This is a genomic window from Streptomyces sp. NPDC051664, from assembly GCF_044453545.1.
GTDB lineage: Bacteria > Actinomycetota > Actinomycetes > Streptomycetales > Streptomycetaceae > Streptomyces.
In genome coordinates, this window is the sequence record NZ_JBITCU010000020.1 from 20897 (window position 1) to 34437 (window position 13541).

General features: G+C 67.3%; 10 protein-coding genes and 1 tRNA gene. 3 read left to right on the plus strand and 8 right to left on the minus strand.

The genetic code is table 11. The features are described 5' to 3' along the window. The 6 genes from ACIA8E_RS28965 to ACIA8E_RS28990 all read right to left on the minus strand — a co-directional run bounded on the left by ACIA8E_RS28965 (position 1) and on the right by ACIA8E_RS28990 (position 5453). Positions 1-1269 carry a cytochrome P450 gene (locus ACIA8E_RS28965; RefSeq protein ID WP_399302268.1) on the minus strand — a complete coding sequence of 423 codons (1269 nt, stop codon included), beginning with the start codon at positions 1267-1269 and terminating at the stop codon, positions 1-3. Next, a complete protein-coding gene (locus ACIA8E_RS28970; protein WP_319740458.1) occupies positions 1266-1874 on the minus strand; it encodes an ATP/GTP-binding protein in 609 nt (202 codons plus the stop codon). Before ACIA8E_RS28970 ends, ACIA8E_RS28965 begins: the two co-directional genes overlap by 4 nt. After that, complete coding sequence (locus ACIA8E_RS28975) at positions 1855-2226, minus strand: DUF742 domain-containing protein (protein WP_399302271.1); 372 nt, start codon at positions 2224-2226, stop codon at positions 1855-1857. Before ACIA8E_RS28975 ends, ACIA8E_RS28970 begins: the two co-directional genes overlap by 20 nt. Then, positions 2223-2633: a roadblock/LC7 domain-containing protein gene (locus ACIA8E_RS28980; RefSeq protein ID WP_030976251.1), complete on the minus strand. Its 411-nt coding sequence runs from the start codon at positions 2631-2633 to the stop codon at positions 2223-2225. Before ACIA8E_RS28980 ends, ACIA8E_RS28975 begins: the two co-directional genes overlap by 4 nt. A 4-nt stretch (positions 2634-2637) precedes the next feature. Continuing rightward, on the minus strand, positions 2638-4299 hold the full coding sequence (locus ACIA8E_RS28985; protein ID WP_399302272.1) for an ATP-binding protein: 1662 nt from the start codon (positions 4297-4299) through the stop codon (positions 2638-2640). 836 nt (positions 4300-5135) lie between these two features. Then, a complete protein-coding gene (locus ACIA8E_RS28990; RefSeq protein ID WP_399302274.1) occupies positions 5136-5453 on the minus strand; it encodes a hypothetical protein in 318 nt (105 codons plus the stop codon). Positions 5454-7433: 1980 nt separating this feature from the next. On the opposite strand from ACIA8E_RS28990, the gene ACIA8E_RS28995 reads away from it, so the two are divergent. Together ACIA8E_RS28995 and ACIA8E_RS29000 are read left to right on the plus strand one after the other, a co-directional pair. Next, positions 7434-8864 carry a glycosyltransferase gene (locus ACIA8E_RS28995; RefSeq protein WP_399302276.1) on the plus strand — a complete coding sequence of 477 codons (1431 nt, stop codon included), beginning with the start codon at positions 7434-7436 and terminating at the stop codon, positions 8862-8864. A 304-nt stretch (positions 8865-9168) separates the two neighbouring features. Continuing rightward, positions 9169-10563, plus strand: a complete 1395-nt coding sequence (locus ACIA8E_RS29000) for a cellulose binding domain-containing protein (protein WP_399302278.1) — start codon at positions 9169-9171, stop codon at positions 10561-10563. 299 nt (positions 10564-10862) lie between these two features. Here the strand turns inward: ACIA8E_RS29000 and ACIA8E_RS29005 are convergent, their stop codons facing one another. Together ACIA8E_RS29005 and ACIA8E_RS29010 are read right to left on the minus strand one after the other, a co-directional pair. After that, complete coding sequence (locus tag ACIA8E_RS29005; protein ID WP_399302280.1) at positions 10863-11480, minus strand: hypothetical protein; 618 nt, start codon at positions 11478-11480, stop codon at positions 10863-10865. Positions 11481-12017: 537 nt separating this feature from the next. After that, positions 12018-12091, minus strand: a tRNA-Met gene (locus tag ACIA8E_RS29010). Between the two features lie 493 nt (positions 12092-12584). Between ACIA8E_RS29010 and ACIA8E_RS29015 the strand changes: the two genes are divergently transcribed. Next, positions 12585-13469 carry an alpha/beta fold hydrolase gene (locus ACIA8E_RS29015; RefSeq protein WP_399302410.1) on the plus strand — a complete coding sequence of 295 codons (885 nt, stop codon included), beginning with the start codon at positions 12585-12587 and terminating at the stop codon, positions 13467-13469. The last annotated feature ends 72 nt before the right edge of the window (positions 13470-13541 follow it).

Below are 13541 nucleotides of genomic sequence, written 5' to 3' on the forward strand. Positions count from 1 at the left end.
TCAGACCGCGGTGGTCTGTGCCACGAACTCGACCGGGAGACTGTCCAGGCGCGCCTCCCAGGTGGAAGCGGTCGAGGTGAGGTCGTCGGCCGGCACGGCGAGGCGCAGTCCCGGCAGCCGGTGCACCAGGACGTCGACGGCCGTCTCGATGATGGCCTGGCCGATGTTCTGGCCCGGACACTCGTGCGCGCCGCCGCTGAACGCGAGGTGCGACTGGTTGCCCTGGATGGAGACCCCGGTGTCGGGACGGATCTCCGGATCGAGGTTGCCGGCGGTGAGCCCGAGCACCAGCAGGTCGCCCTCCTTGATGTGGTGACCGGCGAGTTCGAGGTCAGCGGTGGCGAAGCGCCCCGGGAGGACGGCGAGCGGCGGGGTGTTCCACATCACCTCTTCGACGACCGTGGTGATGTTGAGCTGTCCGCTCACCAGGCCCGCGAGCCGGGAGGTGTCGGTGAGGATCAGCTGCAGCACCCGGGCCAGCAGGTTGCTGGTGGTGGTGTGCGCGGTGATCAGCACCAGGCGCAGATGGCTGAGGATCTCCTCGCCGTCGAGGCCGGCTTTGTGTCCGAGCAGCCCGGTGGTGAAGTCGGAGCCCGGCTCGGAGCGCTTGCGGTCGGCGAGTTCCCCGAGGATCTCCATGATGCGGTCGTTGTGGGCGAGGGCTCCTTCGCCGCCCTTGATGACCTGGGCGCAGGAGACGGCGAGGTTGTGTCCCTCGGCCGCCGGGAGCCCGAACAGCCTGGTCAGTACGAGCATCGGCAGGTACTCGGCGTAGTCGCCCACCAGGTCGGCGCTGCCCTCGTCGGCGAACGCGTCGATCTGCTTGTTGGCGAAGTGCGTGACATGGCGGCGGATGCCGCGGCCTGCGATGCTCTGCAGATTGTCGGTGACCGCTCCGCGCAGCCTGCGGTGCGGCTCGCCGTCCTGGGACACGCAGTCGGGGCGCCAGCCCAGCATCTGGATGAGCGGCGAGGTGGCCTCGACGCGTCCTTCCTTCCAGTCCCGCCAGATGCGCGAATCCCGGCTGAACTGGCGGGGGTTGTCGAGCACCCGCCGGTTCTCGCGGTAGCCGAGGACCAGCCAGGCCGGGATGTCGCCCTCGAGGAGTACCGGCGCCACAGCCCCGTGCTCCTTGCGCAGCCGTCCGTAGATGCTGTGCGGGTCGAGTGCCGCGTCCGGTCCGTACAGCCGGGTGAGGTCGTCCGCTCCGCCGTGCGCGACGGGGCAGCCGCGGGGGGCGGAGGGGCCGTTTGTGAGCTGGTCGTTCATCGGGGCTCCAGAGCGGCGGCGGCAGAGCGTTCCTGGAGGTGGCGTATCAGCGCGACGAGGACGTCGCGGCTGGATGCCCGGTCCCGGGCGTCGCAGGCCACGATCGGGGTGTGCGGGGAGATGTCCAGGGCGTCGCGGATCTCCTCGATCGGGTGCTCCTTGGAATCCGGGAAGACGTTCAGCGCGATGACGAAAGGGACGTCCTGCCGCTCCATCTCCTCGATGGCCCTGAAGCTGGACGCCAGGCGGCGGGTGTCCACCAGCACCACCGCTCCGAGAGCGCCCTTGAACAGACCGTTCCACAGGAACCAGAACCGCTCCTGGCCCGGCGTCCCGAACAGATAGAGCACCAGTTCGTCGTTGATGCCGATCTTGCCGAAGTCCAGACTGACGGTGGTTTCCGTCTTGTCCGCCACGCCGATCAGGTTGTCGACACCGGCACTGGCCTGGGTCAGCGTCTCCTCGGTCGTCAGCGGCTTGATGTCGCTGACCGATCCCACCATGGTGGTCTTTCCGGTGCCGAAGCCACCGGCGATCATCACCTTCACCGAGCGGGTGCCGCCGCCCAACTTTCGGTCGGGATGGTCAAAGCCTTTGAAGTCCACTGAGTACCTCCTCAAGCAGCGCGAGGTCGGGCCCGCGGCCGGCGCCTGACGCCGGGATGGGATTACGGGCTTCGACGCGGCCTGCGTCCAGCAGATCGGCCAGGAGCACCGCGAGAATGTTGAAGGGCAATCCGAGATGGGCGCCCAGTTCGGCCACCGACAGCGGATCGCGGCAGCGCCGGACGATCTCCTCGTGCTCATGCTGCATGCCCGGAACGGCAGCGGCGCAAGCGACGATGAGGGTCGCCACGTCGAGACTCGCCGCAGAACCGCCCGGTCCGCTGCGGCCACCGGTAAGGACGTAGTAGCGCTCAAGACCGGACGGGTCCGTGGGACGGCGGGGAGCACTCATCCAGAGTGCTCGTCCAGGCGCGGAGTGGTGCCGAGGAGCTCGCCCATCCTGCGCGCCAGATCCCTCATCTGGTGACCGAGAAGACCCTGGTCGAGTCCTTCCCTGGCAAGCACTCCCAGGTATGTCTCCACACCGGCCCGCACCACGAACAAGTGGCCCCCGTCGACCTCGATCATCGCGAGGCGCAGCTGCCCCGCGTACTTGGGGAACTGCTTGGCCACCGGCTGGGCCAGCGCCTGCAGGCCCGCAACCACGGCGGCGAACCGGTCCACGTCGTCGGGGTCCTCGGCACCGTAGGAAGTGATCGCCTTGCCGTCGCTCGATGCCACGAGGGCGAAGCGGATCTCCTTGATGCTCTCCGTCAGATCGCGGAGCGCCCAGCTCACATCGGTTCCCTGTTGCGTCATGGGACTAGTCGCTCTCTTCAGTGCGGTGCTCGTTGAACTCGCGTACGGCAGTCGTCTCGCCGTCCGGGGCCGGGTCGCGATCCGTGGTCATGTCGCGCGGCGGGCCGCTTGCCCGTCCGGCCGTGGCAAAGGCGGCCAGGCCGGTGAAGGACGCGTCGGGCGGCACGGCGGCCACACTCTCCTTGCGGTCGGCGGCACCGGACTGCGGTACCGCAATATCGTTCCGGATGCTGCGGCGCCTGGGCAGACCACCGGGAGTGGTGTCCAGCGCTTCAGCAGTCTCCACAGACCCGGTCCGGACCGGCTCGGGGGCCGGCGCGGCCACCGCAGTCGGTGCCTGCTCGGTGACGGCAGCGGGCAACTGACTGAAAAACTTGTGCGGTACGACCACGACCACCGATGTGCCGAGCCACGGCGAGTCCGCGAAGGTGACCCGGATGCCGTAACGGCGTGCCAGGGCGCCCACCACACGCAGGCCCAGGTTCGCGTCCTCCGAGATACCACCGAGGCCCGGCCCCTTCGAAGTACCCGCGAGGGACTGTTCCGCCTCGCGCTTCTTCTCCTCGCTCAGGCCCTTGCCCGCATCCTGGATCTCGATGCCGACGCCGTTGGGGACCTCCTTGCCGGAGACGACCACGGCCTCGGTGGGCGGCGAGTAACGCGCCGCATTGTCCAGGAGGTGGGCGAAAATCAGCGTGAGGTGGTCCACCAGACCCCCGTCGACGCCGAGTTCGGGCAGGTGACGGACCTGGACACGGTCGAAGTCCTTGATCCGGCCGATGCCGCCACGAACCACGCTCAGCAGTCGCTGCGGCTCCTGCCACTGCCGTCCTGGCCGGTCCGAACCGCCCAGCACACCGATACTGGCCGCGAGACAGTCGGCCGGGCCGATCTCCTGGTCCAACTCCATGAGCCCCTGGGCCACCGCGGGCAGCCGTCCGTGCTCGCCCTGCATCTCGTGCAGCCGTCCGCGCAGCTTGCTGGTCAGCACATGGATCCGGCTGCCGATACTGATCACAGCCTGCTCGGCCGACGTGGAACGGTCGAACTCCTCCTCCACACCGATCAGCGCAGTCCGCAGGACCTTGCGCAACTCGGCGCGCAACTCCGGTCCGGCATCCGCCTCCCGGCCGACCTCCAGCAAAATGTCGTCGATGGCCTCGCCGTCCCGCAACCGCCTCAGCGCATCGGGCAGATACGAATCCCCGAGCCTGCCCACGACGGCCTGCTGAAGGACGAGTTGCTCCTCCCAGACCCGGGCCTGCGTAGCAACGCCGTTCTCGTGGGCCTGCGACTGCTCGGCGAGCCGAGCCTCGAAACCCCTGGTCTGCTCGGCCAGTTCCGCATTCAGGCCAGAGCGCTCAGCCGCGAAATTCCTCTCCAGGGCCGCCACATGCTGCTCCCACTGCCGGGAGAGCTCGGCCTGCGAGGTGCGGAAGTGCCCGTCTGTACGCCGCAGTTGGTCCCGGGCACGGACGAGGAGCCGCACACAGACAGCACTGGCCGCGGTGGCTGCGGCGCCGGCGAACGTCGCGGGTATCTGGACCTGGTCAGGACCCGCGACCACCGCGGCGACGGTCCCGGCTCCTAAAGCGATCGGCATCAGCCACCAGCTGTACTGGCCAACCGGTGCACGCGCCGCCGGGGGCGGAGAGGCAAGTTCCATCTGCATCCTTCGAAGCAAACGACCGAACAAGGGGGTGTGCAAGCGCCGTATACGTCAAAAACACAGCACGAGGCGACCGAGTACGTTCGTGTCAACTCGCAGCGCCGCAGGGGAGCCTATCGGGTCCGACATCAAAAGGATCAACCCCCTCCGCATACCAGTTCGTATCAAGTCACGCTCCGAGCGGATCAACGCAGTGCACGCACCGGCGTTGCCGGGAAACCCAGCCTCTTCCCGCCAATATCCAGCCAAGTTCCAAGCAACGACCAGGCGAACGCCCCCGACGAGCACCGGCCGCACTCCGTAGGACTGCCCTCGCCCTCCTGGTGACCTGGGGCAGTCAACTCGCAGTGCATGCGACAGATACAGTCGCCCATCCGGACTGAAGAGTCCCGGGACGGCAGTGCTGTCGGCCCCTCGGGCAAGTACGTGCGAGATACTGCAGCCGGTCCAGGACGCATCCGACGACGGCCTCGCAGATGAGCCTCCAGCCCCTGGACCCGCCGGCCGGTGCCGTGCGCTGTCGCCCGCACTTCAACGCGGCAGCACAGGACAGGGCGAGAACCGAACAGAGCGGCCAGGCGGTCGGCGAGGCATCAACAGCATGGCTCAAAGACGGCGGGACGCCTTCGCTCAGCCGGCCAAAGTGTCCTGGCGGAAGCACCTGCGCCAGGGCAATTCAGTCAGACGCCGCAGAGCTTCGCATGCCCGGCGTCCGCTGTCGTCGGCGAAGTACGTCAGGCGAACGACGCCCTGAGCGCGTACAACCCCTGACCTCTCGCTGACATCGACCGGCGGCTCCGGGTCCACCGAACCCGCACGCGTCACGCCTGTGGTCAGAATTCGCGGTCGATGCCGGTCACGGCGGCCGGGCCCAGCGGGGCATCGTCCTGTGTGAAGCCGCCATCCCTCAGCGCGCTGGAAACCAGACGTACTGCTTCCGCCTCGGCTCCGGCCTGACTGTCGGCCTCGACTTCGAGCCTGACGGAAAACGTACTGCCCTCACCGACCGTCAGAAGGTTCAGCTCCTCACTCTCCCCCAGATCGGTGTTCTTCGGATCCTGTGGGCGCAGCCTGCGTTCCATATCGGCGCGTGAGGCATCGGTGACGCCGTGGACGAAGGTACCGGGAACAGTGATGACATAGGTGGTCACAGGAACTCCTTACACGGACGCCCCTGCCATGCGGGGCGCATCCGGCTTGATGAGCGGTTGCTGTCACTCCATGGAGTGACAGCCAGTCAGCACTCACGCCTTGTTGTCACTTGTGCCGCCCAAGGGCTGTCCCGTGATCCCTGGTGGATCAGCGCGCGGCGTCAGATGCAGTGCCTCGCAAGGCGGAGGAGCGCCTTCATACCGGGCGCATTCGGGCGTTCCGACAACGCAGCGAGGCGCTATAGCTGTCGTCATGTGCCCGCCAGAGGTTGCGGGACAGCTCTTAGCCGTCCCGGCCTTCAAAGACACGCCGCATAGCGGCCCCCTCGTCCTCAACCAGCGCACGCCGATCCGGCAGCTCCAGCACCTGCCCACAGTGCTCACACAGCTCCCCCTCCTTCGCCGGCGTGCCGCACGCCTTACAAAACTGCTGCCCCTCCGCCTTCTCCGCCATGACGCCTCCACTTCACCGAACGAGCCGTAGACGCCGCGTACCCCAGAAGGGCTATTGGAACCCCTGCATTGTGGCAGTGACCGGAGGGATTGTTGGCGGAGCGGGCTATCGGGGCGCTCCTGCCCCGGAGTGGCCTGGGTGACGGCGGACCATCCGGCCGGCCCAGGTGCGAGGGTCCCGGTCCGGAGTGAGGATCGGTGTACGGGTGGTGGCCCGGATGTCTCTCCCGGCCGCGGCTGGACCACCACCCGACCGCCCCACGGGGGCCCTGGGGTGTATGCATGCCGTCGACAATCTGGAGGGCGGCGATCTCGTTCGGGCTCGTCACTTCTCTGAACCAAGGCATGTGCGCGTGAGTTGGTGTTTTTCTCCCTCCCTGCTGTAACAGGTAGCGCGGTGTCGACGGAGAGACTTCCTGACGGCAGGGAAGTTTTGTGTCGGTCGTGTTCCCAACCGGCTTCTGGTGCGTCGTAGGAGAAGTTGTACTCGGTGATGTCGGTATCCAGGACGTACCCGATTCGCTCGTAGAGAGCGTTGCTGGTGGGTCGGCCTCGTCTTCGGGGAATCGCCATTCCACAGGTGAGGTCTCGGGCGCCCTTCCAAGGTTCCATGCGGTGTGGGTAGCCGTTCGATCACATGAAGTGTTGACGTGGGATATCTCCCACAAGGAATGTCGATAGCGTCAGAAAAATGAAGCCCCGCCGGCTACGTCCTGGCGTGACTTCCGATTAGCCACCGAAATCACCGGCCCTGTCACGAAGATCACCGGGACCATATGACAGCCTCGGACGCGGCACTCAGGTCTGACTGCCCAACCGGCTGCGTATCCTCGGCGCCGCACCGAACTACACCTATGGCTACCACCCCGTCCCAGGAAACCGTGCCCTGGTATCCACCAGCAGCCTGAGACCGGCAGCCTCGGGCTTACACCACCTGCTGCACCATCTACGACTCCCTGCTGCGCACCCGTGACACCCAGTCCCCGCCCGGCGGCCGCCTCGACAATCTGACGCAGCACGACACCCGCGGCCAGGTCAGCTCCACCTTGTCCGGCATCTGGGACGCGAGCAGCGCACTGTCCCGCACCCCGGCAATCGTCGAGGGCGGCCGGGCCCGCTGTAGGTGGCCACCGCCAACGACGGTGCCGCTGCGCCTGGGCGAGGCCACACCAGGCAAGGTGCACGCGAGTTCCCACGACTGTCGCGATCGACGTCGAGGCTCAAACCAGACGATCGCACATCGGCGAACGCGGAACTCCGCCCTCGGATACAGGGGACGCAAGCTCGCGGAGCTCAAGGCGACAGGCCTTAAGCAGTCCTTATACATTCACAACGAAATCCCGATCCAAGGAGGCGCGAATAACCGCCCCGCGCCCGGGAATGCGGCGGGCTCAAGCCTGCTCGCGGGCGCCACGGAGGCATCGTGTGTCGCATGTCTCAGACAAAATGTCCCCATTTGGCACACATGAGTTCAATACTTATCCGGGTACGAGCAAATCGGACGATGTCAGGGAGTCCTCACTCGTCATGCATACCCTCATACACGCTTGGGACGAGATCTACTCGTCCTGGCGCCAATTGCACTGGTACGGGGTGGCCGTCGGCTCACTCCTTGGTATCAAGTTGCTCCTGTCCATCCGCCGGCGCCGCAGTCCCGGGCTCACATTCAGGAAAACGAACCATCGGCTCAAAATTCACGGGGTCGTCACGGTGTACAACGAATCCCCCGCGATGCTGAGGCGCTGCCTGGAATCGATCCTCGCGCAGACGCTGCTGCCTCAGTCATTGACGGTCATCGACGACTGCTCCGCCGACCAGTCCGCCGCTGCCCTCATCGGGGAGATGCGCCCGCAGTTCGACCGGGCCGGAATCCGTCTCGGCTTCATCCGGTTCCCCGACAACCGCGGCAAGCGCCACGGACTCGCCGCAGGCTTCCGGGAGGACCCGCTCGCGGACGCGTATCTGTGTATCGACTCCGACACGGTGCTCGACGAGCACGCCGTCGCCGAACTCGCCGAACCCTTCGGGGAGCGCCGTGTCCACTGCGTCACCGGGTTGGTCCTCGCCCACAACCGCGGCACCAACCTCCTCACGCGCCTTATCGACATGCGGTACGTCAATGCTTTCCTGGGCGAACGGGTCGCCTACTCGCGTCTCGGTTCCGTCCTGTGTGCCTGTGGCTCTCTCGCAATGTATCGGGGGTGGGTCATACGCAAGAATCTCGACGACTTCCTCGACCAGCGGTTCCTCGGGCGCCCCGCGACCTTCGGTGACGACCGGCGTCTCACGTACTACTGCCTCACCGAGGGCAAGTCCCTCATCCAGCCGTGTGCTGTCGGCTACACCGACGTCCCGGAACGTCTCGGGCACTACATCCGCCAGCAGATCCGCTGGGGCAAGTCCTTCATCCGTGAAGGGTTCCTGCTCTTCGCCAAGTTCCGGCTGAGCCGTATGTACTGGTGGCTCAATCTGATTGAGCTCGTCACCTGGGTTGCCTTCACCGCGGGCATGCTCACCGCCCTCGTGGCCATCGCGCTGCATCCGACCGGTTGGGCCCTGCTCGCCAGCTACGTCGGCTACATGTGTGTCATGTCGTGGGTGCGTTCCATCCACTACCTGCGCGGCGCCGCCATGGTCGGGATCGTCGACCGGGTGCTGACGTTCCTAGCCGCCCCGCTGTACGCGCTGCTCAACATCGCGCTGCTGCTGCCGCTGCGCCTGTGGTCCCTGGCGACCCTGCGCCACACCAAATGGGGCACCCGCGCCAAGATCGAGGTCGGCACGGACGCCGCAGCTCCCGAGAGCCGCGGCGGTGCTCCGGCCCCGGCCCTCGCGATCCCCCACCAGGCTTGGGACGGCACCGCGAACCTACGGAGCGGACCCGCATACAGCCCGGACGGCGGGGTCGCACTGCCAGCCTTCGATCTTCCCAGCCCCCAGACGCAGGCCGTCCAGTAGGCGCCGCTCGGTTGGCGTCGGGGCCGTCCGGAGGTCGGCACATGCGGGAACACGCATAGTCGCCGATCCGCTACGGCGGTGCGACGGAGACTGCCGCCGCCACCCTTCCTGAGCGTTCTGTGGGATGCGCTCAGGGAGGACGGCGTCGGCCTCCGCCACCGTCACCCACGCCGGTCCCGGTACCGCCCCTCCACCTGCACTGGGAGCTTCTGTGGGCACTGCCCTCCCTACCGTCCGCCCTGTCCGTCCTGATGACCGCGGGCCTCGACGTCGTGCGTGGACCGTGTTCAAGACGTTGCTCCTGGTGATCGCCGTGACCGCCGGTGGCCTCGCGCTCTATCCCGAGTGGCGTGCCGCGCATCAGGCGCCCCCGCAGCTCACCGTCCGGTACAAGGCCGGGAGCCCTGCCACGGCCGCGGTAGCCCAGCCATGGCTGGAAGTTGTCAACACCTCCAAGAAGAGGGTGCGCCTGTCAGACGTGGCGATTCGCTACTACTTCACCGGAGACGGGGCTTCCTCGTACGCCTTCAACTGCGTCAAGGCCACTGTCGGCTGCTCGAACATCGCCGGGGAGACCGTCGCGCCGGCCGATCCCACCACCACCGCCGACCGCTACCTCCAGATCAGCTTCACGACGGGCGCCGGCAGCCTGGCACCCGGCGCCAAGAGCGGAGCCATCGGACTGCAGCTGTACCGCCCCGACGGCCGGAAGCTGGACCAGCTGGACGACCGTTCGTTCAATGCCGCTGACACCACCTTTCAGGCGTCGAGGACGGTGACCGCATACCTGCGCGGTGCGCATGTCTGGGGGGACGAGCCCACCGGCCCTGCCGGCTCCACAGGCCCTACCGGCTCCGCGGGCCACGCTGCTGCGTCCGCACGGGGCTCATCCGTCCCCCGCCCGAGGCCTGCCCACCCGCGCGGGATCGTGTTCGACGACTTCCACTACAGCGACGCCGACGATCCCGCGCTCCACGCGCACGGCTGGCTGGTCCGTACCAGCCCGGGCGGTCCGGGCATCCACGACACGTGGTCGGCCGCAGGCGTGAGTTTCCCGGCCGAGAAGACCGCTGCGGGCGGCCAGGTCCTGCAACTGCGGGCCAGCACCGACGGGACAAAGGCGAGCACCAAGCAGGCCGAGGTGCAGAGCAGCGGCACCAACTTCCTGACGGGGACCTACGCCGCCCGGATCTACTTCAACGACAAGCCCACGAGTGGTCGCAACGGCGACCACGTCAACGAGTCCTTCTACACGATCTCGCCCAACAACTCTCGCTACAGCGAACTCGACAACGAGTACATGCCGAACGGGGGCTGGGGTGCGCCAGGTCCCAAACTCGACACCACGAGCTGGTACAGCGCCGACACCGGAGACCGGGTCACACACAAACTGGTCTCCAGCCTTCAGGGCTGGCACACCATGGTGATCACGGCCGCGCACGGCGTGGCCACCTACTCGGTGGACGGCCACAAGCTGTTCAGCAGCGGCGGCAGGTACTTCCCACGCCAGAACATGTCCATCAACTTCAACACCTGGTTCGTGGACCTCCCCTTCACGGGACCGCGCGCCTGGGACATGCGGGTCAACTGGTTCTACTACAACGCCGACAAGGCCCAGTCCCTGCCGGATGTGCAAAAGGCTGTGAACGACCTCTACGAAAGCGGCACCCACTACGTAAACACCGTCCCCGAGCACTGAGCCTGCGGCCTTGCGCGACTGTCGGGTCACTCCGAAGTCCTGTGCCATCCGGGCGCCGGTCCGGCCCGGCCTGCGAGCGCAGGACCGACCACGGCCGGTGTCGAGCGCAGGCGCTCGGTCCACCGGCCGTGTCACCGCGTCAGCCCCGGCGGTTCCGCGAAGACGCCCGACGTCCACACGGAACGTACCTGAGCCGTCACTCAGCGCGCGCTCACGGAAGCGCCGTGGGCAAGCCCCCAGGGGCCGGCATCTTGGCCGCCCCGGCGGCTCTGAGTCGACGGCCTTCCGCACCTGTCCGGCTAGGGCAGACCCACCAGCCCCCAGCCGCGGCGGGCGGCCTCCGTGGTCACGTCGCCCCATTCGCGCAGAAGCGCGGTGAATTCCTCGAAGGTGCCTGGGCGGCCTGCCCAGCCCTCGCACTCGGCGGTGAACGGCTCGCGCAACTCCTCGAGGTGGGACTCCACTCGCCTCCAGGCACGGGCCTTGCCGGGTACTGCCTCAGGCGGGCATACCAGAAGGACGCGCAGGGACCCGTGGTCGGTGGCCGGCGGGAAGAACCCCCCGCCGCCGGCCAGCGCAGGAACGTCGGCCGGATCCGCATCCCAGATCAGACCGACGAGGAAGGTGTCCATCGCCTCGCGCACGGATGCGTCGACGAGGAGTCGTATGTCGGCCCATGCATCGCCCACCCTGGTATGCGGGCTGTAGGCGCCGGTGGTGGTGAAGTCGTACTCGGCGCACCATGCAGACCACCGATCCGGGGGCCACAGCCAGCCGCCGGCCAGTCCGTACCGCTGGTACTCGTCGTCGAGCTCAGGTGGCCAGGTCGTGTCGTCCAGTGCTTGGGCCCGATTCTCGTCGGGGATGGCGCTCAACTGCTCCCAGTCCGCCATGAACAGCGTGAGATCCAGACCCATAGCCGCAGCATAAGTAGGCCCTGAGCAGCAAGCCAGGACGGGTCAGCATTCCCGCCACGGATCAGCGGCGTACCGGGAGTGTCCTGCACGCCGGCGGTGGCACTCAAAGTGCCGACTGAGCTGCTCGAGTGCCTCAGTCACAAGTGGTGCGGCTGAGCACCGTAGTTGGCCGGCTTGAGGGCCGTACTTGGCCACGGGGCCTGGGTCTGTCAACGCATCAAGGCCGGGCGGGCGCAGCTTGGCACGAGCTGGCGCTCGCACCGTGAGACCAGGGTTCAGCTATGGCGAGCTGCACCAGCCGCTGCCGAACGCGCCGGTCAGGCGTCGCTAATACCCGGGTGCGCGCAGACGGGCGATGCTGGGACACTCCCAGCATGCCGATGCGGTGATGTCGGCGTCGTCGGCTTCTTCCCCGCGTACAGTGCGCTGCACTGAGCGGTGCGGTGACGGACAGGCGGTCACGGCCGGTGAGTTGAAGGATCATGGCAGGGCCAGACACAGTGAAGGCCCGGTATCCACCGGGCCTTCACGTTTGAGTAGCGGGGACAGGATTTGAACCTGCGACCTCTGGGTTATGAGCCCAGCGAGCTACCGAGCTGCTCCACCCCGCGTCGGTACGGTGAACTGTACGGCACTGACACGGCTCAGCCGAATCGGCCTTCGCCTCGAGACAGCGCCAACGCATCTGTGAGCGCTGTCGGCGCGTCATGAGCACCATCAGAAACTCGCCCTACGCCAGGAGACGGGGCAGTGGGAGCCTCACGATCCCTTGGCTCACTTGCTCCAACCGGTCGGACGCGCGGCGCTCTGCCGGGCGCGGAGCTGGAGGTACGACGCACGAGCCAGCCACCGCCAGGAGGGACCGGTGACGTCCCGACGGCGCGGGCTCAGCAGGGCGCGGCCCAGGACAACGGCGGCCCCAGACGCCGATCACCCGGCCGGGACCTGCTGCGATCACGACGGGGCTTCCCTTCTGAGGCGGTGTCCAGGTCTGTGGGGTGAGGTGGCTGGGCAGGTAGAGGGGGTTGTCCACTCTGGGCCGGCTTGGCATTTGACGTCTGGCGGAGCCTTATGGATATCTGTAACTTCTCCGCGGTGACGTCGATGGAGACACAGGGCATCGCTTCGATGACCGACGAGGCACAGATCCGCTGGATGGCGCTGGGTGACACGACTCGAAAGCCACTCGTGGTCATGCTCCATGGCGGCCCAGGACTGCCGGACTACCTGAGCGACGTCGCCCCCATGATCGCGGACCTCGCGCCCGTGTACCGCTACGACCAGCGCGGCACGGGCGCATCCCAATGGCACGGCCGCCATACCCTCTCCCGGCATGTGGATGATCTCGCCGAACTGCTCGACGTGTGGGGTGCTGGTAAGGCCGTTCTGATCGGACACTCCTACGGCACCACCCTGGCCGGCCGGTTCTGCCTTGCCCACCCCGACCGGGTGGCTGCAATCCTCCTGATGTGCGGGCCGTTCGTCGGCGACTGGCGCACGGGCGACCGAGCAGAACGCGATCGGCGCATGTCCGCGGCGCAACAGGAGCGCCTCCGCGCGTTGCAGCAGTTGCCGCACCGCACGGAGGACCAGGAAGTCGAGCTGCTCACGCTGTCGTGGTTCACTGACCACGCCGATCCCGAACGCGGCTGGCACTGGGCCGCGCAGGGTGCCCGGCAACGCCGCCCCATCAACTGGGCCATGAACAGTGAGCTGGGCAAGGAAGGACAGTCAGACCCGCTCGATGAGCACCTTGACGAACTACGCGCGTGCCTGCCGACGCACGTGGAGTTTCTCGGCGGAGACGCCGATCCCCGCCCGATGTCGGCACTTGAATCTCTCGCGCTCAGGCTCGATGTTCCGCTGACGCGGGTCGAGGGCGCCGGACACGAACCCTGGCTGGAGCAGCCCGACGCTGTACGCACGCACCTTCGGAGATTCGTGCAAGGCACGGTCGGCCCTGAGGGCTTCAACCGGTTCACTGGCTGATCCCCTCCCCGGCCATCGGCAGCGCAGCAAGTCCGGCGTCGTCGTCATCAGCGAGCCGGCAACCTCACCCCG